A 25,127-nucleotide genomic window follows, 5' to 3' on the forward strand; every position below is an offset into this window, starting at 1 on the left:
ATCGTTTTGTTCGTCAGCGCAGAAGGAAGAGTATGAAGCGTTTCGCTCATTTCGTCAACCCTCTTTTTTGCCCCGCTTCACTCTGCAACACGTTGTTTTGTGTGCGCCGTTTTGCGAGGAGGCGAACTATAGCAAAGCCCCCGCTGGCTTGCAAGCGCTATTTTCTATCCCCCTCTTCGCGCCGTCCAATCCCTGTTTCTTGCAGACTGTCGCATGGGCATGGCGCATCAACGCCATCACCGTTACAGTTGCACCGTCCCAAAACTCGTTACACTTGCCTCGTACTCAAGAGTGAAAGCCTTACATGTTTCCTATGCCTAAAACGCAAGACACCCTGAAGACCGGCGCCACTTGGCTGCATCACGGTTTCGACGCGACCGCCACGTGGGTAACGCAGCTGTCGTGGTGGAAGTTCCTGGTGTTCGCGGTATTGATGCTGATCGCAGGCTCGATTCTCCAGGACGAACTGTTCTCGTCGAGCCCAGTGCAGGAGGAACAGGTCCGCAGCGACAAGAAACGCAAAGGCGCCGACACCAATATCGTGATCGACGACAGCGGCATCCGCTTCAACATGCGCGGCAAGCGCAACAAAGACGCGGAAAAGACCGAAAGCGGCGTCGACGAGAACGGCGTTCCCCGTGCCGAGCCGGCCGAACCGGCGCCCCCTACCGAACCGGCGACCCCCGAGGCGCCCGCCGAACCGGCCGCTCCAGCCGCACCCAACTACAAGGGCGGCAAGACCGTCACGCGGGCCGTCCCCGCCCTGCCCACCCTTCCCGGCGAGGAAGTCCACATCGATCTGCCGCCGCAAATCGGCGAAGAATTATCCAATGCGATTGAAGAAGCGGTCGACGACGCGGCCGAGCAAAAGGTCGCCCGTTACCACGGCCAGGCATCGACCTGGTTCCGCAGCTTCGTCACCCTGCTGGTGCTGGCCCTGTTCGGCATCAAGGCACTGATGGGCAGCAAAAAACGCGCCGAAGCGGAAACCCAGACCGCCAACGCGGCCGTCGAGCGCGAATCCATGCAGCGCCAGCTGAGCGAGGCGAAGATGCAAATGATGCAGGCGCAAGTCGAACCACACTTTCTGTTCAACACATTGGCCTCGGTCGAGCACCTGATCGAGACCGATCCGCCGCGCGCCTCCGCCATGCAGCGCAGCCTGATCAAATACTTGCGCGCGGTGTTGCCGCAAATGCGCGACAACGCCCTGATCACCAACCTCGGCCGCGAGGCCGACATGGTGGTGGCGTATCTGAACCTGCTCAAAATGCGCATGGAAGAGCGACTGACCGTCGATTTCGATATCCCGGACGGCCTGCGCACCGCCGCTTTCCCGCCGATGATGCTGCAATCGATGGTGGAAAACGCCATCAAGCACGGCCTCGAAGCCAAACCGGAAGGCGGAACGCTGAAGGTGCGCGCGGATGTCGCCCACAACAAACTGCGCGTAATCGTCAGCGACGACGGCCTGGGCTTTGGCGCCGTGCCCAGCGACGGCACCGGACTGGGCTTGATGACCATCCGCGAACGCCTGAAACTGTTGCACGGGGACCAGGGACAGCTGCTGATCGCCGCCAACAGCCCGAGCGGCGTCATCGCGACGATCGAGGTGCCCTATCAGCTGGCCAATAACGCCCCCAAATAAGGAGCCGTAAAAACAGCCGAACCATCAACGATTGATTATTGCGCGGATTCGTTGAATAATTGATCAAATAATCATCCACATCTAACAACTAAACATACCCACACGATGCCTACAGCAATCATTGCCGATGACGAACGTTTGATGCGCGACCAGCTGCGCATGCGCCTGGGCCAGGTCTGGCCCGAACTGGACATCATCGGCGAAGCCAAGAACGGCGATGAGGCGATCGAGCTGGTCGACCAACTCAAGCCGGATTTCACCTTTCTCGATATCCGCATGCCGGGCAAGACCGGCATGGAGGCGGCCACAGTGATCGGCAACAAAAGCCACATCGTGTTCGTGACCGCCTACGATGCGTACGCGGTCGAGGCGTTCGAGCGCGGCGCGGTCGACTACGTGCTCAAGCCGCCCGAGCCGGAGCGTTTGCAAATCACCGTCGAACGCCTCAAGACGCGCCTGACCAAACCGGCGGCCGACGTCAACGCCAGCGTGACGGCGATGCTGTCGCAACTGGCGGAGAAAATCACCGCGCCGAAGCCGGCCTATTTGCAGTGGATACAGGCCAGCATCGGCCAGGATCTGCGCATGATACCTGTCGAGGAAATCCTGTTCTTCCGCTCCGACGAGAAATATACCTGTGTGCAAACCGAGCGCTACGAAGCGCTGATTCGCAAACCCGTGCGCGATCTTGCCGAGGAACTCGACCCGGCGCTGTTCTGGCAAATCCATCGCGCCACGCTGGTCAACGTCAACGCCATCGAAGGCGTAACGCGCGACATCCGTGGCCGCCATTTGGTTATGATCAAAGGTAAGTCGGACAAGCTTGAGGTCAGCCGCAGTTTCCTGCATTTGTTCAAGCAGATGTGACGACGATCCGTGGACGCGAGCGTGCGACGCTTGTGTCCAGTTGAGACAAGTCAACAGGGTAAAAATCAGATTGCGCTACTGTACCAGTTGCAGCCGCCCTCTTCGGCTGAGGGATGCCGCATGAAAATGCCAGGCCAAACCAGATCATTGTTCAAGCTTCCCTTCATCGGTGCCGGGGCCGCGCTGTTCGCCCGCTTGTCAGCACGCATGGGATGGCTTTTTTCCAGTGCAAGCTCGGCCGCCCACAAACGCAGCCGGGGGATCATTCAGCACGCCAGCGACGCCATCATCATCACCGACGAACATCAAAATATCCTGCAGGCCAATCCCTCGGCCGCCGCCATGTTCGGCACGACCGTGCAGTCGATGGAAGGCGTACCGCTCCAGCAATTCATTCCACGCGATCAACGCCAGACCGGCGGCACCCCCACCACCCATTACTTCGGCTCGACCGGCATCCGCCTGCGCATGAAGGGCCGGCGCGCCAGCGACTACGCGGTGACCGGCATGAAGGCCAACGGCCAGCACTTCCCGCTGGAAGGCTCGATCTCTTCGCTGTCCGAAAACGGCCACCAGATTTACACCATCATCCTGCGCGACATCACCGAGCGCAAGCAGGTGCAGGAGCAGCTGGAGCAATCGTATTCGCAGTTGCGCGAATTATCGGCCGCGCTGCAAACCATACGGGAAGAGGAACGCAAGCACATTGCCCGCGAGCTGCATGACGATCTAGGGCAGCTGCTGGCCACGTTGCGGGTCGACCTGGCGTTGCTGCAGCAAAAATCGAGCGGCGATCCGACGGCGCGCAAGCTGCAGGCGGGCATGGACGATCTGCTGATGTCGGCCATCACGTCGCTGCGGCGCATCGCCAGCAATCTGCGGCCGCGCGCGCTCGACGAGGGCGGTTTGTATTTTGCGCTGGAAAGCCTGCGCCAGGATTTCGTGTCGCGCTACGGCATCTCCTGCCGCTTGCACGCAAATGAAGAAGACTTGATACTCGATGACGCCTACAGCACGGCCATCTTCCGCATCGCGCAGGAAGCGCTGACCAACATCACGCGGCACGCGGAAGCGCGCAACGTCGAGCTGTCGCTACGACGCTCGGACGCGTCGCTGCAAATTTCGATACACGACGACGGTCGCGGCATCGCCGAAGACGACATGGACAAGGCATCGTCCTTTGGCCTGATCGGGATGCGCGAGCGGGTCTGGGCACTGCACGGCGACATTTCCATCCTCAGCGACGGCGGCACCCGGATCATCATCCGGTTGCCGCTGCTGACGCAGGAAAGCGCCGTTGATGCTGCTTAGAACGAGTGACGCACGCCGACGTTGAACGCTTTGTCGCCCGTGCCGGCTTCGTTGTTGTTGCCCACGGTGTAGCCGGCGCCGTTCTTGTTCTTGATCTTGGCGTACGCGACATAGGCGCCGGTACGCTTCGACAGCGCATGCAGGTAACCCACAGCCCACTGATCGGCATCCTGGTTGAAACGGGTCTTGTCGTTCTTGCGGATCGCCGACGCCATGATGGTGCCGCTACCGACCGGCACTTGTACGCCGATCAGGATGTCGTTGCTGTCCAGGCTGGCGCGCGGAGCGACGGCGTAACCGTAGGCGTTGGCCACCGGCAGCGCGGCACTGTTGAGGCCCTTGTCGGCGCCGTACGCGAAGTAAGCCTTGACGACGTTGAAGTCGTAGTTCATCGCGAACAGCGTGTTGCGGCCCGAGTCGCGGTTCGCTGCCGGGGTGGTGCCGGCGGCAACGGTGTCGTTGTTGCGGTTGTTGTAGACCAGACGCGCGTTCAGCGGGCCCTGGCCGTAGTTCAGGCCCAGGCCGAATTGACGGCCGGCTTCGTTGCTACCGGCCTGCTCGCCCAGCGCGTACAGCGCTTCGGCGCTGAAACCCGCGAACACGGGGGTGGCGTAGACCACGGCGTTGCTAACGCGGGTGTTGGCGCCGGCGGCCGGGAACAAATTCTTGATCGTGCCAGCGTAGCCGGCGCCGAACGGATCGGCAACCTGGCTCATGGCGTTGTACAACATAGTGTACTGACGACCCAGGGTCAGGGTGCCGGCTTCCTTGCTGCGCAGACCGACGAATGCCTGACGATTGAACAAGGCGCTGTTGGTGTTGTCCAGCGTGCCGTCATCGACTTTCAGACCGGTCTCGATCTGGAAGATGGCCGACAGGCCGTTGCCCAGATCTTCGGTGCCTCGGAAACCCAGGCGCGACTGGCTGCCGATACCGCTGGTGACTTTGGTCACGCTGCCGGCCGAGCCGCCGCGCTCGCTGACGATACCGGCATCGACGATACCGTAGATCGTGACGTTCGATTGGGCTTGCGCCTGCGCTGCGAAACCGCCGATGATCATTGCTGCCAGAGTAAGTTTTTTCACTTGATGTTCTCTACTGAAGGTTGAAAGAAAGCTGCACGGGGCGAATCATGCCTATCAATTACTTCAACAATGTGACAACACCAATCCGTTGTAAATTTGCAACTTCAAATTATGGATTGCCAAGCTGTCCGGTCCCCGGTGGGATCACGGGCAACGATCAATCACCTCATGATCTTATACGAATGATTACTGAAGACATCGATCGTCAAAACCTTGGGATTTTTAAAACCGGTGAGCGGATGAAGGCGCCTACTTGCCGGAATGGGATCTTTGTACGCCTGTCCTCCAGTTTAGCGCTGGTCCACGCGATTCGTGATCAAACAAATCACGAATCGCGCAATCATCACTTCAGCTTGCAGCTCAGCAGATAGTAGTACTGCAGCCGCTCGATGCGGATCTGCTTGGTCGACGCGGCGAAGCGCTTGCGCAGGGTGCTGTCGGTCAGGTAGTTGTGCATCACCTCGTAGCGCTGGCCGTCGTCGGCCGTCAGGATCTGGAAGGTATTGCCTTCCAGGTCGGTGCGCGCGAACACCATGGTATCGCCGTCGACATACGACTCGTCGAGCAGCACCAGCATCACATCCTTGCCCAGCTTGGCGCGCAAGGTCTTCAGGTATTTCTCCTGGTCTTCGCGCTTGACGTGGGTCCACAAGCCGGCCGCGAACACGGCGGTGTACTTGCCTTGCAGGTCGTCGGGCAGGTTGAAGGCGTCCATCACGCCGAAGGTGACGACGTCCTCGTCGAGGCCGCGCGTCTCGGCCAGCGCGATCATTTCCGGCAGCAGATCGGTGGCGTGCACGGAATCGGCCACTTCGGCGATCAGATCGGTCCAGTAGGCGGTGCCACAGGCGAGCTCCAGCACCTTGTGGCCCTGGAACAGCTCGGCGACCATTTCCTGCAGGTCGTCCAGGTCGTCGAAGCGCTCTTCGCGCGCGTAGACCTGGTCATAGTTGTCGGCATTGACGGCATAGAATTGTGCCAACTGATTGGTAATCATGGTAGTGCTTTCTAGTTACAGTTCGTAGTGCTCTTTTTCACCGCTCATGGCCTGCTCGATCAACTTGCGGTTGAGCGTAGGGGCCAGCAGTTCAATAAAGGTATATATATAGCTGCGCAGATAGGCGCCCTGCTTGACCGCCACCCGCGACACATTCATGCCGAACAGGTGGCCGACAGGGATGGCGCGCAGGTTCTTGTCGCGCTCGGCGTCATAGGCCATACCCGCTATGATACCAATCCCCATGCCCAACTCCACATAGGTCTTGATCACATCGGCGTCTATGGCCTCCAGCAACACGTCCAGCTTCAGGCCGCGCAGCGAAAACGCGTGGTCTATCTTGCTGCGGCCGGCGAAGGCGCCATCGTACGTGATGATCGGGAATGCGGCAATTTCTTCCAGCGTCACCTGCTTCGATTTGAGCAAAGGATGGTCCGGCGCCACCACCACCACGTGTTCCCATTGATAACACGGCAATGTTATCAGCCCGGTAATGCCGGCGATGGATTCGGTGGCGATGGCCAGGTCGGCCTGGTCGCGCTGGACCATTTCGGCGATCTGCTGCGGATTACCTTGCAATAAAGACAAGCGCACCTTCGGAAACTTCAGCATGAAGGCTTGCACCACCTTCGGCAAGGTGTAGCGCGCTTGGGTGTGCGTGGTGGCAATGGTGAAGCTGCCGCTGTCCTGGGCCGCGTATTCCTTGCCAATGCGCTTGAGGCTGTCGATTTCCTGCATAATCAGCTCCACCGACTCCAGCACCAGCCGCCCCGGCTCGGTCAGGCCGCGGATGCGCTTGCCGTGACGGGTGAAGATATCGACGCCAAGCTCCTCCTCCAGCTCGATAATCGCCTTGGACACGCCGGGCTGCGACGTAAATAGCGCCTTGGCGGCGTCGGTCAGGTTGTAGTTCTGGCGTACGGCCTCGCGCACGAAGCGCAGTTGGTGAAGGTTCATCTAGTCTTGGCCCATCTTAAAATTATTAGCGTCCATGCTTATGCCCAATCCTTATATAAGCAAATAAAGACTAAGTCGTTTGGAATAAAGACGAAGTTTATTACTATTAGCGCTAGTGTGGGGATTCTAGCAAGCTACTATCTAGGAAGAATATGTATCAATACGACCAGTACGACCATCTTATCGTGCGTGAACGCATCGCACAGTACCGCGACCAGGTACGGCGCCGTCTCTCCGATGAGCTGACCGAAGCCGAATTCGTGCCGCTGCGCCTGCAGAACGGCCTGTACATGCAACGTCACGCCTATATGCTGCGCATCGCGGTGCCGTACGGCCTGCTGTCGTCCAAGCAAATGCGCATGTTCGCCCACATCGCCCGCAAGTACGACCGCGGCTACGGCCACTTCACCACCCGCCAGAACATCCAGTTTAACTGGGTCGAGCTGGAACAGACTCCGGACATCCTCAGCGACCTGGCCTCGGTGGAGATGCACGCCATCCAGACCTCGGGCAACTGCATCCGCAACACCACGTCCGATCCGTACGCCGGCGTCGCCGCCGACGAGATCATCGACCCGCGTCCATACGCGGAAGTGCTGCGCCAGTGGTCGACCTTCCACCCCGAATTCATCGCCCTGCCCCGTAAATTCAAAGTTGCCATCAACGGCGCCGTCGAAGACCGCGCCGCCATCGCCGTGCACGACATCGGCCTGACCGTGGTGCGCAACGACGCCGGCGAGATCGGCTTCAAATTCATGGCCGGCGGCGGCATGGGCCGCACCCCGATCCTGGGCAGCGTGATCCGCGAATTCCTGCCATGGCAGCACCTGCTGACCTACACCGAAGCCGTGATGCGCGTGTATAACCAGTACGGCCGCCGCGACAACAAGTACAAGGCCCGCATCAAGATCCTGCTCAAGGCCATCGGCGTCGAGGAATTCACTCGCCAGGTCGAAGCCGAATGGGTCGACCTGAAGGACGGTCCGGAAACCCTGACCGTCGAAGAGATGCAGCGCGTGATCGACTACTTCCAGCCGCCGGCGTACAAGCAGCTCGACGACAGCGACGTCACCGCCGCGCCGGAAGCAGCTGGTAACAAGGCTTTCGCCAACTGGGTCAACCGCAACGTCAAGCCGCACAAGCAACCCGGCTATGCGGCCGTGGTGCTGTCGCTCAAAAAGACCGGCGTGCCGCCGGGCGACGCCACCGCCGAACAGATCGACTTCATGGCCGACCTGGCGGACAAGTACAGCTTCGGCGAACTGCGCGTCACGCACGAACAAAACATCGTGCTGGCCGACGTCGAACAGTCGCAGCTGTTCACCTTGTGGCAGCAGGTCAAGGCCAAGGGCCTGGCGACGCCGAACATCGGCCTGCTGACCGACATGATCTGCTGCCCGGGCGGCGACTTCTGCTCGCTGGCCAACGCCAAGTCGATCCCGATCGCCGCCGCCATCGCCGAGCGCTTCGACGACATCGACTACCAGCACGACATCGGCGAGATCGAGCTGAATATCTCCGGCTGCATCAACGCCTGCGGCCACCACCACGTCGGCAGCATCGGCGTGCTCGGTGTCGACAAGGACGGCAGCGAATGGTATCAGGTGTCGATCGGCGGCTCGCAGGGCAACCACTCGGCCATCGGCAAGATCATCGGACCATCGTTCTCCGCGCTGCAAATGCCGGAAGTGATCGCCCGCCTGCTGCAGGTCTATGTGCGCGAACGCTTCGAGGACGAATCGTTCGCCGCCTGCGCGCAGCGCCTCGGCGTCGCACCGTTCAAGGAATTTGTATACGCCACGCCGATCGCCGAAAAATCCGGTCGCCTGGTAGGAGAGGATGAATATGTCTGATGCTGTCGCTGAAAATTTGAAGAACCTGATCATCAAGGGCCGTGAAGTCGTCGAAGACGACTGGCTGGTGCTGCGCCTCGCGGAACCGGTCGAAGGCGCGCCGCAGACCGACCCGGCCACCGTCGAAGTCCCGGCAGGCAAAATCATCGTGCCGCAAAGCCTGTGGCTGGTGCAGCGCGAGCTGCTGGCCGCGCGCGCCGCCGCCGGCGAGATCGGCGTCTGGATCGCCAGCGACGAGCGTCCGGAAGCGATCAAGGACGACCTGTCCAAGTTCGGCATCATCGCAGTCGACTTCCCTAAATTTACCGACGGCCGTGGCTACTCGATCGCCTACAACCTGCGCAGCCGCCTGGGCTGGACCGGCGAACTGCGCGCCATCGGCGACGTGCTGCGCGACCAGCTGTTCCAGATGCAGCGCGTCGGCTTCAACGCCTACGCCACGCGCCCGGACCGCAGCATCCACGACGCCCTCAAAGGCCTGTCCGATTTCTCGGAGACCTACCAGGCGTCGGTGGACCAGAAGCTGCCGCTGTACCGCCGCCACGCCCGCACCTCGGGCGTCGCCGCGCCGGCCGCCAACAACGACGGCGCCGGTATCTGATTGGATGATGGGAGTTTGAATGTCTGACCTGAGCAAGCTGATTGCCGACAGCAGCGCCACGCTGTCGCGCATCGCCAGCGATTTTTCCCCGGCGGTCTTCGCCTCCAGTCTGGCCGCCGAAGACATGGTGCTGACCGATTTGATCCTGAAATCCAAACTGGATATCGGCATCTTCTCGCTTGAAACCGGCCGCCTGCATCCCGAGACGCTGGCGATGCTCGACAAGGTAAAGGCGCATTACGGCGGCTACGAGATCGCGCTGTACAAGCCGCAAACCGAAGCGGTCGACGCCTACGTCGCGCAGAATGGCCTCAATGCCTTCTACGACAGCGTCGAGATGCGCCGCGAGTGCTGCCGCATTCGCAAGGTCGAGCCGCTGGGCCGCGCCCTGGCCGGCAACAAGGCCTGGGTGACCGGGCAGCGCCGCGCGCAATCGACCACCCGCGCCGAGCTGCACGTGCAGGAGGACGACCCGGCGCACGGCATGACCAAGTTTAATCCGCTGGCCGATTGGTCGGAGGAAGACGTCTGGAACTACATCCGCGACAACGGCGTGCCGTACAACGCGCTGCACGACCAGGGCTACCCGTCGATCGGCTGCGCGCCGTGCACCCGCGCGGTGGAACCGGGCGAGGATGTGCGCGCCGGCCGCTGGTGGTGGGAAAACCCGGACTCGAAGGAATGCGGCCTGCATATGGTCGACGGTAAGCTCATACGTATAAAATCCGTGGCAGCTGAAGAAGACTTCATGCTCACCACAAAACAATAGGCTAGTCCAATGAACGCTTTAGTTGAAAACAACGTACACGACGTCCACCTTAATGCACGCCACCTGGACGCGCTGGAATCGGAAGCGATCCACATCCTGCGCGAAGTGGCGGCCGAATGCAGCAATCCCGCGCTGCTGTTCTCGGGCGGTAAGGACTCGGTGGTCTTGCTGCGTTTGGCGGAGAAGGCTTTCCGCCCCGGTAAATTCCCGTTCCCGCTGGTGCACGTCGATACCGGCCACAATTTCGCCGAGGTGATCACCTTCCGCGACAAGCGCGTGGCCGAACTGGGTGAGCGCCTGATCGTCGGCTCGGTCGAGGACTCGATCAAAAAAGGCACGGTGCGCCTGCGTAATCCGGCCACCGATTCGCGCAACGCCGCGCAAGCGGTCACGCTGCTCGAGACGATCGCCGAACATGGCTTCGACGCCTGCATCGGCGGCGCCCGCCGCGACGAGGAAAAAGCCCGCGCCAAGGAACGCATCTTCTCCTTCCGCGACGAATTCGGCCAGTGGGACCCGAAATCGCAGCGCCCGGAATTGTGGGACCTGTATAACACCCGCGTGCATCCGGGCGAGAACATGCGTGTGTTCCCGATCTCGAACTGGACCGAACTCGATGTGTGGCAGTACATCGCCCGCGAAAAGCTGGAACTGCCGCCGATCTACTTCGCCCACGAGCGCCAGGTCATTCCGCGCAACGGCCTGCTGGTGCCGCTGACCGACCTGACCCCGCCGCGCGATGGCGAGACCGTCGAAACCCAGGTGGTGCGCTTCCGCACCGTGGGCGACATCTCGTGCACCTGCCCGGTGTCGTCGGACGCGGCGACGGTCGAGGCGATCATCGCCGAAACCGCCATCACCCAGATCACCGAACGCGGCGCCACCCGGATGGACGACCAGACCTCCGAGGCTTCGATGGAAAAACGTAAAAAAGCAGGATACTTCTGATGAACGCTAGCACCAACACCGTAGAAACCCAGACCGAGCGCGGACTTTTACGCTTCATCACCGCCGGTTCCGTCGACGACGGCAAATCCACGCTGATCGGCCGCCTGCTGTTCGACAGCAAAGGCATCTTCGCCGACCAGCTGGACGCGATGTCGCGCTCGAAGCACAAGCGCACCGTCGGCGACGCCGTCGACCTGTCGCTGTTGACCGACGGCCTGGAAGCCGAACGCGAACAAGGCATCACCATCGACGTGGCCTACCGCTACTTCGCCACGCCGAAGCGCAAGTTCATCATCGCCGACACCCCGGGCCACGAGCAGTACACCCGCAACATGGTGACCGGCGCCTCGACCGCCGATGCCGTCATCATCCTGATCGACGTCTCGAAAGTGAAGCTGCGCGAGGACGGCGGCGTCGATTTGCTGATCCAGACCAAGCGCCACTCGACCATCGCCCACCTGCTGCAGATCGAGCACGTGGTCGTCGCCGTCAACAAGATGGACCTGGTGAACTACGACCAGGCGATCTATGACCGCATCGTCAAGGCCTACGGGGAATTCGCCGCCACCCTGGGCCTGAAGGACATCACGCCGATCCCACTGTCGGCCCTGAGCGGCGACAACGTCGTCGACGCCAGCGAAAAACTGAGCTGGTACAAAGGCCCTACCCTGATCGAGCTGCTCGAATCGCTGTCGGTGTACGATGAATCGCACGACGCGCCGTTCCGCTTCCCGGTACAGCTGGTGGCGCGCCACAACGGCCACGAAGCCAACGATTTCCGTGGCTACATGGGCCGCATCGAGGCGGGCAAGGTCAGCGTCGGCGACAAGCTGGTGGTGCAGCCTTCCGGCCAAAACGCCACCGTCAAGGACATCGTCACGCTGGAAGGCTCGCACCAGTCGGCGGTGGTCGGCCAATCGGTCACGCTGCTGCTGAACGAGCACCTGGACATCTCGCGCGGCGACCTGCTGGCCAATGTCGAACAGCCGGCGACCCTGCTCAAGACCCTGAAGGCGGACGTCTGCTGGATGTCCGACGAGCCGCTCGACCAGCGCCGCAAGTACTGGATCAAGCACGGCACCAAGCAGACCTCGGCCAAGATCACCGGCATCGACTCGCTGTTGGACATCAACACCCAGCAGCGCCACGCCGCCGATGGCCTGAAGCTGAACGACATCGCCCGCATCGGCCTGACCGTCCAGCAGCCGCTGGCGGCCGACGCCTACGCCGACATCCGTGCCACCGGCGCCTTTATCCTGATCGATGAAGTCACCCACCAGACGGTGGCTGCGGGTATGATTCGCCTGTCGGAATAACAAGCGAATCCACGGTACAGCAATGGCATCTCTCGGAAAAGTCTATTTGATCGGCGCCGGTCCCGGCGCGCAGGACCTGATCACCATGCGCGGAGCGCGCCTGCTGGCGCAAGCCGACGTCGTGCTGCACGACGCCCTGGTGACCCCGGAGATGCTGGAGCTGTGCCCCCAGGCTGAAAAAATCTCGGTCGGCAAACGCAGCGGCCAGCGCTCCACCGCGCAGCAGGTCATCAACCAACAGCTGGTCGACAACGCCCGGCGCCATGCGCTGGTGGTGCGCCTCAAAGGCGGCGACCCGATGCTGTTCGGCCGCGCCGACGAGGAATTGCGCGCGCTGGAGGAAGCCGGCATCGACGTCGAAATCGTCCCCGGCATCACCACCGCCGTCGCCGCCGCCGCCGCCAGCAAGCAACCGCTGACCAAACGCGGCGTGGCCCGCAGCGTGGCGTTTTTCACCTCCTCCACGGCGCCCGACGAAGCGCACCACGACGCCATTCCCGACACCGACACGCTGGTGCAGTACATGGGCGGGCGCGAAGCCATCGCCACCGCCGAACGCCTGCTGGCGCACGGCCACCGTCCGGACACCCCGGTGGTTGTCATCGAAAACTGCAGCCGCCCGGACCAGCGCATCCGCCGCCTGACCATCGCCGCGCTGGCGCTGGGCTTGGGCGAAGCCCACGGTCCGGTGCTGGTGATGCTGGGCGACGCCATGCAAAGCCGCTCGCATCAACGCCTCGAAGCGGAGATTAGCGGCGCAATAGACCGCCAGCTCGGCGCCTGATTCCCCGAAATCCGTAATAGAATGTCCATTCATCTCATAAGAGGTAGTAATGGATAATGTTCACGAAGTTCTGGAGCGCGCCTGGGGTGCCCATTCCGCCGGCGAGTTCGGCGCCGCCCTGACGGATTATGTCTGGCTGTTCGACGCCACGTCGGTGCGCGACACGGAAGTGGCGCCGCTGCGGCTGTCCTATGTGCTGAGCGCCTGGGCCAAGCTGGCCGAGGAACACCTGCCCGCGCGGCAAGCGCTGGTCGCGCTGCGCCAGCGCCTCACCGACCGCCTGCTGGCCGACGGCGGCGACGCCATCCTCTTCAACGACATCCGCGCCATCAACGACAAACTGGGTGACTTGCAAAACACCTGGCTGCTGTTCAAACAGCTGCCGGCGGCGCTGGCGGCCGAATGCGCCAACTCCGCGCTGACGTCGATGATGGCCTGCGGCGACTACCCGCTGGCGCGCAGCTACCTGCCGGAGCCGGAAAATCACCTTGCGGCCTACGCGGGAGAAGTCAACGCCCACGTCGCCCAGTTGCAGCTACTGACCAACGAGGGCATGTCCGACCTGCTGGCGACGGTCTACAACTACATGGCCGAAGTGCGCCTGCTGCTCGAACTGCTGGCCGGCTGCGGCGAAGTCGACGCGGCCGAAGCGCTGCGGCGCCAGGCGATCGCCCTGATCGTCTCGCCCGAGGCGCGCGCCTGCATCGATGCCGAATTCGCCAATCCCGGCACCACGCTCGACGCCATGGTCGAACTCCAGAATTCAACGGTAGCCTGATAGTGAAACGAATCGTGCAAATAAACGGTATCAAAACCCTGCTCCTGTTTTCCCTGCTGCCGGCCACCGGCGCGTTGGCCGCGCCCTCGATCCCGACCTACGATTTCAAGGTCGTGCGCAGCTATCCGCACGACCCGCAGGCGTTCACCCAGGGCCTGCTGTACCGCGACGGTTTTCTCTATGAGAGCACGGGCTTGAACGGTAAATCGTCGATCCGCAAGGTGAATCTGGACACCGGCAAGGTCCTGCAAAGCAAAGATATCCCGCCGCAGTACTTCGGCGAAGGCCTGACCGTCTGGAAGGACACGCTGGTCGGCATCACCTGGCAATCGCAGACCGGCTTCGTGTTCGATCTGGCCACCTTCGAGCTGCGCAACCAGTTCGCCTATCCCGGCGAAGGCTGGGGCCTGGCGCAAAACGGCAAGGAGCTGGTACTGAGCGACGGCAGCGCGACCCTGCGCTTCCTCGACCCCAAGACCTTCCTCGAAGTGCGCCGCGTGAAGGTGACGGCCGACGGCATCGCGGTCGACCAGATCAATGAGCTGGAAGTGGTGGGCGACGAGATCTTCGCTAATATCTGGCACACCAACACCATCGCCCGCATCGATCAAAACACCGGCAAGATCGTCGGCTGGATCGATTTGGGCAAGCTGTATCCGGATGCGGGCAAAGGCCCGAACAACGAAAACGTCTTGAACGGCATCGCCTGGGACGGCGACAAAAAACGCCTGTTCGTCACCGGCAAACTGTGGCCCAAGCTTTACGAAATCAAGCTGGTGCCTCGGAAGTAAATACGGCGATGATCTCATCTGCCACGGCGCGAACCGGCGCCGCGCGACGGACATCCTCGTGCTACATAGGCGGCGAGCGCGCATCGATGCGGCGTGCAACGGTGGTGTGCTCTACACCGGCCTCGCGCGCGGCGCCCGACAGCGTGCCGGCGTCGTACAGTGCCAGGAAATAGCGGAGGTCATCCCTACTACCGGACGGCTCGCGCAGCCGCGATTATGGCCAGGCCCCGGCAGGATTGATGATGATTGACGCTGCGCTATCGCGTGCCGAACCGGCCGGACGGCAGTATTCCGCTGTCAGTTTGGCGGCGCGCCCGCTAACGAAGAAACGCAGTAGTCCGACAGCGCGTTGAGCACCGCGGCGTTCTCGCCGGCCGCTTCGACCACGTCGATGCTGATGTGCGGATAATCGATGCGCAACTGGTCGACCATCAGCGGCAGGTCGCGCAGCACGTGGCCGCCCTGCCCCAGAAACACCGGCACCACCGTGATCTGCGTGACGCCAGCGGCGCTCAGCGCGGCTACCTGCTCCGGCAGGCGCGGCTCCATCAACTCCAGAAACGCCAGCGATACCGGGACGTCCGGCGTGCGCGCCTGCGTCAGGTCGCGCAGCCGTTCGAACGGCGCCGCCCACGACGCCGCGCGGGCGCCGTGCGCGAAAAGAACCAAAGCTTGTTTGTTCGCAGCGGTGCTGACGGTGTTATTCACGGTGTTACTCATCTAGTGTCGCTCCACCCACCACAAGGCGCCCAGCGCCAGCAGCAGGAAAATTAAACTCGGGGCGATCGCCGTCAGCGCCGCCGGCCAGGTGCTCAATACACCGAGGTGCGAGAACAGCGTGTTGACCAGGAGGTAGCTGACACCGATCATGATGCCGACAAAAATCTTCAGACTGACGCCGCCGCTGCGGGTGTGCAGGTAGCCGAACGGCAGCGCCAGCGCCATCAGCACGAAGATCGCCAGCGGATCGAACAATTTTTTCCAGAAAGCGATCTTGAAGCGCTCCGTCTCCTGCTTGTTCTCCTGCAGGTGGCGGGTGTACAGCGCCAGCTCGCTGGCCGACATGCGTTCCGGGTCCGAGCGCGACACCGACAAGATGCGCGGCGTGATCTCGGAGATCAGCTCCCTGGTGGCGCTGGTGCGGGTCTCGATCATGCTGCTGCCCTGCGCATAGTTATTCGCCAGATTGGCTTCACTGCCCGGTTTGAGCAGCGCCGGATTGGTGAAGATGTTCTCCTTCACATCCGACAGCATCCACTTGTTCGTGCCCTGATAGGTGCCGGTCTTGGCCACCGTGATGGAGCGCAGGCGGAAGTTGTTATCGAATTCGTACAGCTTGACGTCGACCAGTTTGCCGTCCGGGCGCACTTCGCGCACGTTGAAGAAGCGCGAACCGATCACCTCCCCTGTCATGCCGTCGGATTTGACGATATCCTTGGTCCACAAGCCGGATCGGAACTCGGTCGAAATCGTCGTGCCGCGTCCACTGAGCTTGATTTTCTCCGCCAGCGGCGCGGTGCGCGGCGTGATCAGCTCACCGAAGATGAAGGTGATAATCACCAGCACGACGCCGATCTTGGCCAGCATCCACGCCGCCATGCCGGTGGTCATGCTGGAGGCGCGCATGATGGTGAACTCCGACGTCGACGCGAACTGCGCCATCGTATAGATGGTGCCGATCAGCGCCGCCAGCGGCATCACCTCGTACACGTGGCCCGGCAGCTTGACCGCCACGAACAGCAGCACGTACTGGATCGCGTAGCCGTTCTTGCCGACGCGGGGCAATTCGCCGGTCAGGTCCATGAAGGCCTGCAGCGCCAGGAAGGCGACCAGCACAAAGGCTACCGCCTGGAAGATGGTGACCGCGAAATAGCGTTGAAGGATCTTCATGGCGCCACCGCCTTTTTACTAGCATTGCGCGAACGCTTCATCGCCGCCAGCAACGCCAGCGGATGGTAACGGTGATTCAGATTGAGCCTCCAGGCGAACAGGCCAAGCACCGTAATGGCGGCCATCAGGTGCAGCGGCCACCAGGACAACGCGAACGTGAACTTGCCCAGTCTGACGCTACCCTCGACCAGCTTGACCGCGTTGGTGTACGAGAAGAAGATCAGCAGCGCGATAATCAAATTGGCCGAACTGCCGGCGCGCGGATTCACAAACCCCAGCGGGATCGCCAGCAGCACCAGCACCAGGCAAGTCAGCGGCGAGGCGATACGCCATAGCAGCTCGGCGCGGCCCGAGTTAGAGGTATCGGCGAACAGCTCCATGGTCGGCACCGAATCGGTGTCACGCTCGGCGTCGAGGTCCTGGGCCTGGCTGGTCACACGCATGCTGTAGGTGTCGAATTCCATGGTCTGGAAATCGGACTGCCCCGGCATACCCTGATAGCGGCGGCCGTTCTTGAGCACCAGATAGCGCTCGCCTTTCGGTCCATTGCTGATCACGCCCTCGCGCGCGACGATGACCGCCGTGCCGTTCTTATCGACCGTGTTGACGAACACGTTCTGCACCACCGAGGTGTCGCCGGCGACGCCTTCGACAAAGAAGATGCGGTTGGCCGACGACGATTCGCGGAACTGGCCGGGCGAGACCTTTTGCAGATCCTCGCGCTTGGCGAAGCGCTCGACGTACTCCGCGCTTTTTTCCTTGGCCCATGGCGCGGCGACAAAGCTCAGGCCCGCCGTCAGCAGCACCATCGGCAGCCCGAACGACAGCACCGGCGCGATCCAGCGCGTGAGGCTCAAGCCGGAGGCGAACCACACCACCATCTCGGAATCGCGGTAGCTGCGGGTGACCACCATCAGCACCGAAATAAAACTGGTGAGGATGAGGATAGTTGGCAGATAATTCACCGTTGCGAACAAGATCAGCGCGACCACGTCGCTGGAGGCGACCTTGCCGCCGGCGGCCTTGCCGAGGATGCCGATCAAGGTCCACGTAACGCAAACGCTGAACAGGATCGTGAAGGTGGCGAAGGCGGTGCTGGCCATTTCACGTCGTAGGGTGCGTTGAAAGATCATTCGAAAGTTATAATTCGGTAGTTAAGGGCTCGTCACGGGGCCACAAGTTAATAACAGCCGGGCCAATCAGGCCAAACGGGCTGGCAATTCGTACACGACACGGAGAATCAAATGGACTTTAGCATAAAAGCATTCGACACAAAAAACACCATCAACTCGGCCAAAACGGGCGTCGTCGCCGTCGCGGTGTTCGAGAATAAAAAGCTGTCGCAAGCTGCCAAAGCGTTGGACGGTTCCGGTGACATCACGGCCGCCCTCAAGTCCGGCGACATCAGCGGCAAAGCCGGCACCACGCTGCTGCTGCGCGGCGTCAAGGGCGCCAGCGCCGAGCGCGTGCTGCTGGTCGGCCTGGGCAGCGACGACGCCATCAGCGAGAAAAGCTTCGCCAGCGGCGTTTCCGCCACGCTGAAGGCTTTCTCGGCCCTGGGCACGAGCGACGCTATTATCGCACTGCCGATGACGGAAGTGAAAGAGCGCGACGTCAATTGGGCGATCCGCTGCGTGGTGCAGAGCGCCCACGAAGCCGCGTTCCGCACCGACGGCCAGAAAAGCAAGAAGGATCCGGCGCCGGCCGGCGTCAAGAAGATCGCCCTGGCGGTACCGAACAGCCCCGCCGCCAAGCTGGCGCTGGCGCAGGCGGTGGCCATCGCCAACGGCATGGACCTGACCAAGGAACTGGGCAACCTGTCGGCCAACATCTGCACCCCGACCTACCTGGCCAACACCGCCAAGAAACTGGCCAAGGACTACAAGTTCGACGTCGAGATCCTGGACCGCAAGCAGCTCGAAGCGCTGAAGATGAACAGCTTCCTGTCGGTCACCAACGGCAGCGAGCAGCCGCCGAAGTTCATCATCCTCAAACACATGGGCGGCAAATCGAAGGACGCGCCGGTGGTGTTGGTCGGTAAGGGCATCACCTTCGACACCGGCGGCATCTCGCTCAAGCCGGGTCCCGGCATGGACGAAATGAAGTACGACATGGGCGGCGCCGCCTCGGTGCTGGGCACCTTCCGTGCGATCGGCGAGATGGACCTGAAACTAAACGTGATCGGCGTGATCGCCAGCTGCGAAAACATGCCGTCGGGCCGCGCCACCAAGCCGGGCGACATCGTCACCTCGATGAACGGCCTGACCATCGAGATCCTCAACACCGACGCCGAAGGCCGCCTGGTGCTGTGCGACGCACTGACCTACGCCGAGCGCTTCAACCCGGCCGCCGTGATCGACATCGCCACGTTGACGGGCGCCTGCATCGTCGCGCTGGGTCATCACAAGAGCGGTTTGTTCACGCGCGACGACGACGTCCACAACCAGCTGGCCGACGAGATCATGGCCGCCGGTAAAGCATCGAGCGACACCGCGTGGCGCCTGCCGATCGGCGAGGAGTACAACGAGCAGCTGAAGTCCAACTTCGCCGACCTGGCCAACATCGGCTCGCCGGGCGGCGCCTCGTGCACGGCGGCGGCGTTCCTGGAGAACTTCACGCGCAAGTACACGTGGGCGCATCTGGACATCGCCGGCACCGCATGGAAATCGGGCGGCGCGAAGGGCGCCACCGGCCGTCCGGTGCCGCTGCTGTCGAACTTCCTGATCGGCCGCGCAGGTTCGTAAGCACAAAAACACAAAGGGCGGATTGCCGGGTCTTGCCCGTCAATCCGCCCTTTGTCGTTCAGCAGTCATGCAGCGGCGCCACCGCGATCAATACAAGGTCACCCCGGCCGCCGGCGGTGGCCCTTCATCCCTGCCCTCGGCCGGACGCATCACCACCGTCAACGTCGACGGATAATCGTAACCGGCGCCCGTATTGCGGTCGATAACGTAGCCGACGCCCGCCGTCAAAATCACATTGCCCCACAAATTGCCGTTGACCTTGGGATCGACCTTTTCGTACGCCCAGGCCGCACCCTCCTTCTGGCAATCGATGCGCAGCGGGGCCGCGCTCTTGCGCAGGGTCACGCGCGCCGGCGTGGTGACGAACCATTTGCCGACATCGTTATACAACACGCAGCCGACGCCACCGATCTCGCGGTGATCGAGCACGGTTTGCACCAGCACGTTTTGTTGGGTCGATTCGGTCAGGGACGCGCAGCCGGCGCCTGTCAACAGGGCCAGCAGCGCGGCGCACGCGGCGACGGGACGGAGGAACATGGTCTGCCTCTAAAATAGATACAGACACAGTGTAGCAAGCCGAGCGCGGATTGATTCGCTCAATCAAGGGGCGTAAAGCGTTGCACTTTGACGCCATCGACCTCGATGAGTTCAAAAAACACGTCTCTCGGCCGCGCCCAGATGGACCCGTCGGGCGCACGGTAAACGATCATGGTGCTCAGGTCGGACTCCAGGGTGGCCTCGCACACCAATTCGTAGAGGCCGCCCTTGTAGTGCCGGAAGCGCGTCATTATCAGGCGTTTTGACCAACTTGCGCCGACTTGGCCACGCGTTCCTCGACCTTGTCTTTGTCCAAAACCTGTTCCTGCTCCTGCTGCTTCTTCTTCAACCCCTGCACCACTTTCAGGATGTCATCCATGCCGCGCTCGCCACCAAGGGTGGAGAAAGCGTCGAGCACTTCATTCAATACCTGATTGCGCACAGCGGCTTCGTCGGAATTGATAACCGGTGGACGTTGCAGCGCTTCGGCTGCGCGCTTTTCGGCGGCGGCTGCCTCCTTTTGCGCGGCGGTCTTGCGACCGCCCGGCGTTTTGCCATGTTCCAGTGCCGCTTGCCAGATTACCCAGCGGCGCTGCGTTTCAAAGACCAGATACTCTTCTGGCTTATCTTCACGGCGGCGAACGATATGTCCGTCGCGCTGTGCCCATGCCTCAAATGCAGTTCGCATTTCAATTCCTTTGTAAATGCGCTACGCGCAATTCACTGTTAAAACTACAAGTTATTTCCGTATAGTATCACTTATTGCGGCATCACAATGGTTAATATACACGGCTCTTGCTATTTTGTGGTTGCTGATAGGAAACACTAGTTTTCCACTAATTTGTATCAGTATATTTCTCTTTTGCCATTCTGTCTCCTACTGAAGTACAATTTTGACAACTATGAGACAAAAGTAGCAATTAAATTTTTATTTCACACTTTTTGCAACATTTTATGCCTTACCACCACACTTGCGAAGTTCTATTTCATGTTTTTTTATAAAACGCGACAAATCGACAAGCTCATCTGTTAAATCAAGGTGCGGTAAGATGCGTTTCATAGGCGTATCGCCTCCACCAAACCCGCAAGGACACTCATCCCCGATGAAACTAGCCACATGGAATGTTAACTCACTGAACGTAAGACTGCCGCACGTTATGAATTGGCTTGCGGAAAATCCAACAGACGTGCTCTGTCTGCAAGAAACAAAATTAACCGATGACAAGTTTCCGGCTAGTATTATTGAAGCCGCTGGCTATCATGTCGTGTACAGCGGGCAAAAAACTTATAACGGCGTCGCTATTATCTCGAAGCAACCGATCACCGACGTGGTCAAGAACAATCCACTCTTCGATGATCCACAGCAACGCATCCTGGCCGCCACCATCGACGGCGTACGCGTGGTGTGCGCCTATGTGCCCAACGGCCAAAGCGTTGGCTCCGAGAAATACGACTACAAACTCGGCTGGTTGTCGGCCTTCCACGACTGGATCAAGCAGGAGGCCGCCCTGCATCAGCAACTGGCCGTCGTCGGCGACTACAACATCGCCCCCGAGGACCGCGACGTCCACGATCCCGCAGCTTGGGAAGGCCTGGTGCACGTTTCCGAAAAGGAACGCGCCGCGCTGACCCGCCTGCTCGACATCGGCCTCACCGATTCCTACCGCCTGTTCGAGCAGCCCGAAAAATCGTTCAGCTGGTGGGACTACCGCGGCCTCGGCTTCCGGCTGAACAAAGGCCTGCGCATCGACCATATCCTGCTGTCGCCGGCGCTCGTGGCGCGTTGCAGCGCCTGCGTCATCGACCGCGCGCCGCGCAAGCTGGAGCAGCCTTCCGACCACGCACCGGTGATCGCCACGCTCGACTAACCTTCGACCAATCCTTCGACTACCCTGCTACCCGGCCGTGATCGGGGGCCGCGGCAGCAACAGCTGCGCGGTCGCATGCGGCACCGGCGGCGAGAACAGATAGCCTTGCGCGAACTGGCAGCCGTTGCGCTGCAGGAGCGCGTACTGCCCCTCCGTCTCGACCCCTTCCGCCACCACCGACAGCTGCAGGCTGTCGGACAGCGCGATGATCGCCGCCACGATGGCGCGGTCCTCCGCGCTCTCCTCCAGATCCTTGATGAAGGCGCGGTCGATCTTGATCTTCTTGACCGGGAAGCGCTTCAGGTAGGCCAGGCTGGAATAGCCGGTGCCGAAATCGTCGATCGACAGCCGTATGCCCATCGCGTTGATCTGCCCCAGGATTTCCAGCGTCTGCTCGCCGTGCTGCATCAGCGCCGTCTCGGTGATCTCGAATTCCAGCAGCGACGGATCGATGCCGGTTTCGTCGAGAATGCGCCGTATCGAGTCGACCAAGCCACGATGCATGAACTGGCGCGGCGACAGGTTCACCGCCAGCGGCACCGGAAGCAGGCCTTCACGCTGCCACTTCATGCTCTGCATGCAGGCCTGGCGTATCACCCATTCCCCGACCGGCACGATCAAGCCGTTTTCCTCGATCAGCGGGATGAAACTGTCGGGCATCACCAGTTCGTCGTTATCGCGGCGCCAGCGCAGCAGCACTTCCATCGCATGCAGGCGGCGCGTGCCGATATCCATGATGGGCTGGAAGTGCAAGGTGAACTCGTCGAGCGCCAGCGCGCTGCGCAGGCTCGACTCCAGCTCGAAGTGGCGCGCCGCCGACTGGTTCATCGCCTCTTTAAAATACTGGTAGTTGTTCCTGCCGCTAGCCTTGGCGTGATACATGGCGGCGTCGGCGTGGCGCATCAGGGTGGCCACGTCCGCACCGTCGTCCGGATATACGCAGATGCCGATGGACGGCGTGATGTGCAGGTTGCGTCCTTCCAGCGGAAAGCCCTCGGACAGCGCCAGGATGATCTTTTCGGCCACCTGGCTGGCCTCGTCCACGCTGGCAATGCCGGGCACCAGCACCACGAATTCGTCGCCGCCCAAACGGGCCACGGTATCGCTGGCGCGCACCGCGCGGCACAAACGGCTCGCCACTTCCTTGAGCAACTGGTCGCCGGTCATGTGGCCCAGCGAATCGTTAATGGTTTTGAAGCGGTCAAGATCGATGAACATCACCGCCAGCTGGCGCTTCGAACGCTGCGCCGCCAGCATGGCGCGGTCCAGCCGGTCCGACAGCAAGGCGCGGTTGGGCAAGCCGGTCAGGCTGTCGTGGTAGGCCATGTGATGCACGCGCGCCTCGGCCTGGCGGCGCTCGACGATTTCGCCTTGAAGCAGCGCGTTGGCGCCCGCCAGTTCGGCGGTGCGTTCGAGCACCCGCACTTCCAGCTCGTCGCGCGCGCGGCTGACCGCTTCGGCAGCTTCGCGCCGCGCGGTGATGTCGTCCACCAGCCACACCGAGCGCCCGCCGGGCTGCGCCAGGTCGAACGGCCGGCCCGATAGCCGCGCCCAGAAGCGGCTGCCGTCCTTGCGCACCAGTTGATACTCGGCGACGTTGACGCGGCCGCTGCGGAAGTCCTGCGCCGTCGCCGCGCGCGCCTCGCGCCACGCGGCCTTGTCGGCATAAAAAGCCTGTACGCTGAGGTGATTCATTTCGCCGGGCGCATAGCCGAACAATTCCTCCATCTTGGTATTGCAGCGCAGGTTGAGGCCCTGCTCCACCACGGAGATGCCCAGCACCGCGCTGTCGAGAATCGCCTGGTTCTCCAGCAGCGCGTTGCGCAGCGCCTCCTCGGCGCGTTTTTGCTCGGTGCGGTCCTCGATCACCCAGATGGTGCCCTGTGCCGGGTCGGCCGGGTTGACCACGTAGCCAATCAGTTGCGCCCACAGGCGCGTATCGTCGGCGCGCCGCATTTCCATCTCGGTCTGGAAGGGCTTTCCCACCGACAGATAGGGAAAGGCCTCCGCACCCAGCCGCTCGTAGTCTTGCTGCGACGGATACAGCGCCCGGCCGGGAACCCCTAAACCGGTATCGCCGGGATAGCCGAACATGTCGCCGAAGCCGCGGTTGTAGCGCGTGATGATGCGGTTCTTGGTGAACAGGATGCTCATCGAGGCGTTAGTCATGATCGCCTCAACCTCCATCTGCGTCTGCCGCGTGGTGGTCACGTCCTCGACGATCCAGATGGCGCCGCCGTCGGTGTTCACTTCATTCATCGCGTTGGCGCGCACGCGGCACCAGATCAAGGCGCCGTCCTTGCGCTTTAATTCGAACGCGGGGCTTTCGTACGGTTTGCCGTTGTCGAGTTTTGCCCGCGCCTCGCCGGCGAAGGCCTGATACCGTGCGAGCGACGGGAACATGTCCGACGCCGGCATGCCTACCATGTCCTCAACGGCATAGCCGAACATCTCCGCCATGCTCCGGTTGCAGTTGCGGACGATCTGGCCTTTACTGAACAGGATGCCGATCGAAGCATTGTCCAGGATCGCCTTCTGCTCGATCAGCGCGCGGCGCAGCTTTTCCTCGTCGAGGCGATGTTCGTTGATGTCTTCCACGATCCACACCGTGCCCTCGCTGGTGTGGATCGTATCGATGGCGCGGCCGAACAGCCGCGCCCAGAATGTGCTGCCGTCCTTGCGCCGCAATACCAGTTCAGTCTTGAACGGCAAGCCCTGCGCCAACGGCGGTCCCGCCTCGCGTCCCAGGTTGAGGAAGTCCTCCTCGCTCGGATAGAGGATCACGCTTGGCGCGCCCTCCAGCTCCTCGCGGCTGTAGCCCAGCATCTCGGCGCAGCGGATATTACATTCGGCGATGCGGCCGTTCTTGCCGAACAGGATGCCGACGGCCGCGTTTTCGAGGATGGCCTGCTGTTCCAGCACCGTGTTGCGCAGCGCGCGCTGCGAACGCTGAACCTCGCTGATATCGTGGAAGACGATGGTCCCGCCATCGATTCCGCCCTCTGCCGGCAGTGGTTTGGTCCACACCTGCACGGCGATATATTTGCCGCTGGCCGATACGAGGCAACTGTCCCAGCTTTGTCCCGCCAAGGTGTCGTTCAGGCGCGCGGCACTGGCGCCGCGCAGGTGGCGGGCGAACAGGTTCTCCACCGTTTGGCCGCAGGGATCGGATTCGAGCAACGCGATCAACTCCGCATTGGCGGCCAACACCAATCCCCCTGCGCTGTACGCGCACGCGGGAACGCCGATCAGCTCCAGGGCGTCTGCGACGAAATCAGGATGGGATGAAACGCGATTCATGAACACCAGCAGCACCCGAAAAAAATGCCGCCCTGTTCGTTACATATCGGCAGCATTGTTGGCAGATGATAAACCACATCGGT

General features: G+C 61.7%; 24 protein-coding genes and 1 pseudogene. 14 read left to right on the top strand and 11 right to left on the bottom strand.

Annotation, left to right across the window (positions count from 1 at the left end):
• The first annotated feature begins 304 nt into the window (after nt 1-304).
• The 3 genes from ACZ0BA_RS14655 (at nt 305) to ACZ0BA_RS14665 (ending at nt 3,826) form a co-directional block, all read left to right on the top strand.
• Nucleotides 305-1,648, top strand: a complete 1,344-nt coding sequence (locus tag ACZ0BA_RS14655) for a sensor histidine kinase (protein ID WP_463451963.1) — start codon at nt 305-307, stop codon at nt 1,646-1,648.
• A 105-nt stretch (nt 1,649-1,753) separates the two neighbouring features.
• Nucleotides 1,754-2,515 (top strand): LytR/AlgR family response regulator transcription factor, encoded by a 762-nt coding sequence (locus ACZ0BA_RS14660; protein ID WP_363497196.1) that lies wholly within the window; start codon nt 1,754-1,756, stop codon nt 2,513-2,515.
• A gap of 120 nt (nt 2,516-2,635) precedes the next feature.
• Nucleotides 2,636-3,826 (top strand): PAS domain-containing sensor histidine kinase, encoded by a 1,191-nt coding sequence (locus ACZ0BA_RS14665; protein ID WP_463451964.1) that lies wholly within the window; start codon nt 2,636-2,638, stop codon nt 3,824-3,826.
• Here ACZ0BA_RS14665 and ACZ0BA_RS14670 read toward each other — a convergent pair.
• The gene (locus ACZ0BA_RS14670) at nt 3,823-4,887 is read right to left on the bottom strand and encodes a porin (protein WP_463454760.1); all 1,065 of its coding nucleotides are present in this window, start codon (nt 4,885-4,887) and stop codon (nt 3,823-3,825) included. The genes ACZ0BA_RS14665 and ACZ0BA_RS14670 overlap by 4 nt on opposite strands.
• 71 nt (nt 4,888-4,958) lie before the next feature.
• Here ACZ0BA_RS14670 and ACZ0BA_RS14675 point away from each other — a divergent pair, with 71 nt between their 5' ends.
• Nucleotides 4,959-5,282 carry a hypothetical protein gene (locus tag ACZ0BA_RS14675; protein ID WP_463451965.1) on the top strand — a complete coding sequence of 108 codons (324 nt, stop codon included), beginning with the start codon at nt 4,959-4,961 and terminating at the stop codon, nt 5,280-5,282.
• On the opposite strand, the gene ACZ0BA_RS14680 is transcribed toward ACZ0BA_RS14675, so the two are convergent.
• Nucleotides 5,255-5,908, bottom strand: coding sequence for a class I SAM-dependent methyltransferase (locus tag ACZ0BA_RS14680; protein ID WP_463451966.1), 654 nt, complete (start codon nt 5,906-5,908; stop codon nt 5,255-5,257). The two genes, ACZ0BA_RS14675 and ACZ0BA_RS14680, sit on opposite strands and share 28 nt — an antisense overlap.
• Nucleotides 5,909-5,923: 15 nt before the next feature.
• Nucleotides 5,924-6,865, bottom strand: coding sequence for a CysB family HTH-type transcriptional regulator (locus tag ACZ0BA_RS14685; protein ID WP_315220941.1), 942 nt, complete (start codon nt 6,863-6,865; stop codon nt 5,924-5,926).
• A gap of 152 nt (nt 6,866-7,017) precedes the next feature.
• Here ACZ0BA_RS14685 and ACZ0BA_RS14690 point away from each other — a divergent pair, with 152 nt between their 5' ends.
• From ACZ0BA_RS14690 to ACZ0BA_RS14725, 8 genes are read left to right on the top strand one after another with little or no spacing between them, the layout of a single operon-like run.
• Entirely contained in the window at nt 7,018-8,718 is a 1,701-nt protein-coding gene (locus ACZ0BA_RS14690; protein WP_463451967.1) for a nitrite/sulfite reductase, read from the top strand.
• On the top strand, nt 8,711-9,319 hold the full coding sequence (locus tag ACZ0BA_RS14695; protein ID WP_463451968.1) for a DUF934 domain-containing protein: 609 nt from the start codon (nt 8,711-8,713) through the stop codon (nt 9,317-9,319). The genes ACZ0BA_RS14690 and ACZ0BA_RS14695 overlap by 8 nt, the downstream gene beginning before the upstream one ends.
• A gap of 19 nt (nt 9,320-9,338) precedes the next feature.
• A complete protein-coding gene (locus ACZ0BA_RS14700; protein WP_463451969.1) occupies nt 9,339-10,088 on the top strand; it encodes a phosphoadenylyl-sulfate reductase in 750 nt (249 codons plus the stop codon).
• Nucleotides 10,089-10,097: 9 nt separating this feature from the next.
• Nucleotides 10,098-11,036 (top strand): sulfate adenylyltransferase subunit CysD, encoded by a 939-nt coding sequence (gene cysD / locus ACZ0BA_RS14705; RefSeq protein ID WP_463451970.1) that lies wholly within the window; start codon nt 10,098-10,100, stop codon nt 11,034-11,036.
• Complete coding sequence (locus ACZ0BA_RS14710) at nt 11,036-12,352, top strand: sulfate adenylyltransferase subunit 1 (RefSeq protein WP_463451971.1); 1,317 nt, start codon at nt 11,036-11,038, stop codon at nt 12,350-12,352. The genes cysD and ACZ0BA_RS14710 overlap by 1 nt, the downstream gene beginning before the upstream one ends.
• A 22-nt stretch (nt 12,353-12,374) precedes the next feature.
• Nucleotides 12,375-13,136 (top strand): uroporphyrinogen-III C-methyltransferase, encoded by a 762-nt coding sequence (gene cobA / locus ACZ0BA_RS14715; protein ID WP_463451972.1) that lies wholly within the window; start codon nt 12,375-12,377, stop codon nt 13,134-13,136.
• Between the two features lie 49 nt (nt 13,137-13,185).
• Nucleotides 13,186-13,914, top strand: coding sequence for a hypothetical protein (locus ACZ0BA_RS14720; RefSeq protein ID WP_463451973.1), 729 nt, complete (start codon nt 13,186-13,188; stop codon nt 13,912-13,914).
• 14 nt (nt 13,915-13,928) lie between these two features.
• Nucleotides 13,929-14,705, top strand: coding sequence for a glutaminyl-peptide cyclotransferase (locus ACZ0BA_RS14725; protein WP_463451974.1), 777 nt, complete (start codon nt 13,929-13,931; stop codon nt 14,703-14,705).
• A 79-nt stretch (nt 14,706-14,784) separates the two neighbouring features.
• Here the strand turns inward: ACZ0BA_RS14725 and ACZ0BA_RS14730 are convergent.
• The 4 genes and pseudogenes from ACZ0BA_RS14730 to lptF all read right to left on the bottom strand — a co-directional run.
• Nucleotides 14,785-14,913, bottom strand: a pseudogene (locus ACZ0BA_RS14730) (helix-turn-helix domain-containing protein); the annotation flags it as partial.
• 89 nt (nt 14,914-15,002) lie between these two features.
• Nucleotides 15,003-15,425 carry a sirohydrochlorin chelatase gene (locus ACZ0BA_RS14735; protein ID WP_463451975.1) on the bottom strand — a complete coding sequence of 141 codons (423 nt, stop codon included), beginning with the start codon at nt 15,423-15,425 and terminating at the stop codon, nt 15,003-15,005.
• A complete protein-coding gene (lptG, locus tag ACZ0BA_RS14740; RefSeq protein ID WP_463451976.1) occupies nt 15,426-16,595 on the bottom strand; it encodes an LPS export ABC transporter permease LptG in 1,170 nt (389 codons plus the stop codon).
• The gene (lptF, locus tag ACZ0BA_RS14745; protein WP_463451977.1) at nt 16,592-17,728 is read right to left on the bottom strand and encodes an LPS export ABC transporter permease LptF; all 1,137 of its coding nucleotides are present in this window, start codon (nt 17,726-17,728) and stop codon (nt 16,592-16,594) included. Before lptF ends, lptG begins: the two co-directional genes overlap by 4 nt.
• Nucleotides 17,729-17,839: 111 nt before the next feature.
• Here lptF and ACZ0BA_RS14750 point away from each other — a divergent pair, with 111 nt between their 5' ends.
• Nucleotides 17,840-19,339 (top strand): leucyl aminopeptidase, encoded by a 1,500-nt coding sequence (locus tag ACZ0BA_RS14750; RefSeq protein ID WP_463451978.1) that lies wholly within the window; start codon nt 17,840-17,842, stop codon nt 19,337-19,339.
• An 87-nt stretch (nt 19,340-19,426) separates the two neighbouring features.
• Here the strand turns inward: ACZ0BA_RS14750 and ACZ0BA_RS14755 are convergent, their stop codons facing one another.
• Genes ACZ0BA_RS14755 through ACZ0BA_RS14765 form a run of 3 tightly spaced genes read right to left on the bottom strand, consistent with a single transcriptional unit; the run spans nt 19,427 to nt 20,564 of the window.
• Nucleotides 19,427-19,876 carry a hypothetical protein gene (locus ACZ0BA_RS14755; RefSeq protein ID WP_463451979.1) on the bottom strand — a complete coding sequence of 150 codons (450 nt, stop codon included), beginning with the start codon at nt 19,874-19,876 and terminating at the stop codon, nt 19,427-19,429.
• Between the two features lie 59 nt (nt 19,877-19,935).
• Complete coding sequence (locus ACZ0BA_RS14760) at nt 19,936-20,127, bottom strand: DUF1653 domain-containing protein (RefSeq protein ID WP_463451980.1); 192 nt, start codon at nt 20,125-20,127, stop codon at nt 19,936-19,938.
• A gap of 2 nt (nt 20,128-20,129) precedes the next feature.
• Nucleotides 20,130-20,564, bottom strand: a complete 435-nt coding sequence (locus tag ACZ0BA_RS14765) for a hypothetical protein (RefSeq protein ID WP_463451981.1) — start codon at nt 20,562-20,564, stop codon at nt 20,130-20,132.
• A gap of 415 nt (nt 20,565-20,979) precedes the next feature.
• Here ACZ0BA_RS14765 and xth point away from each other — a divergent pair, with 415 nt between their 5' ends.
• Nucleotides 20,980-21,744 carry an exodeoxyribonuclease III gene (gene xth / locus ACZ0BA_RS14770; RefSeq protein WP_463451982.1) on the top strand — a complete coding sequence of 255 codons (765 nt, stop codon included), beginning with the start codon at nt 20,980-20,982 and terminating at the stop codon, nt 21,742-21,744.
• Nucleotides 21,745-21,771: 27 nt separating this feature from the next.
• Here the strand turns inward: xth and ACZ0BA_RS14775 are convergent, their stop codons facing one another.
• Nucleotides 21,772-25,044 carry a bifunctional diguanylate cyclase/phosphodiesterase gene (locus ACZ0BA_RS14775; protein ID WP_463451983.1) on the bottom strand — a complete coding sequence of 1,091 codons (3,273 nt, stop codon included), beginning with the start codon at nt 25,042-25,044 and terminating at the stop codon, nt 21,772-21,774.
• Nucleotides 25,045-25,127: the final 83 nt, after the last annotated feature.

It is taken from the genome of Duganella sp. AC917, from assembly GCF_979258245.1.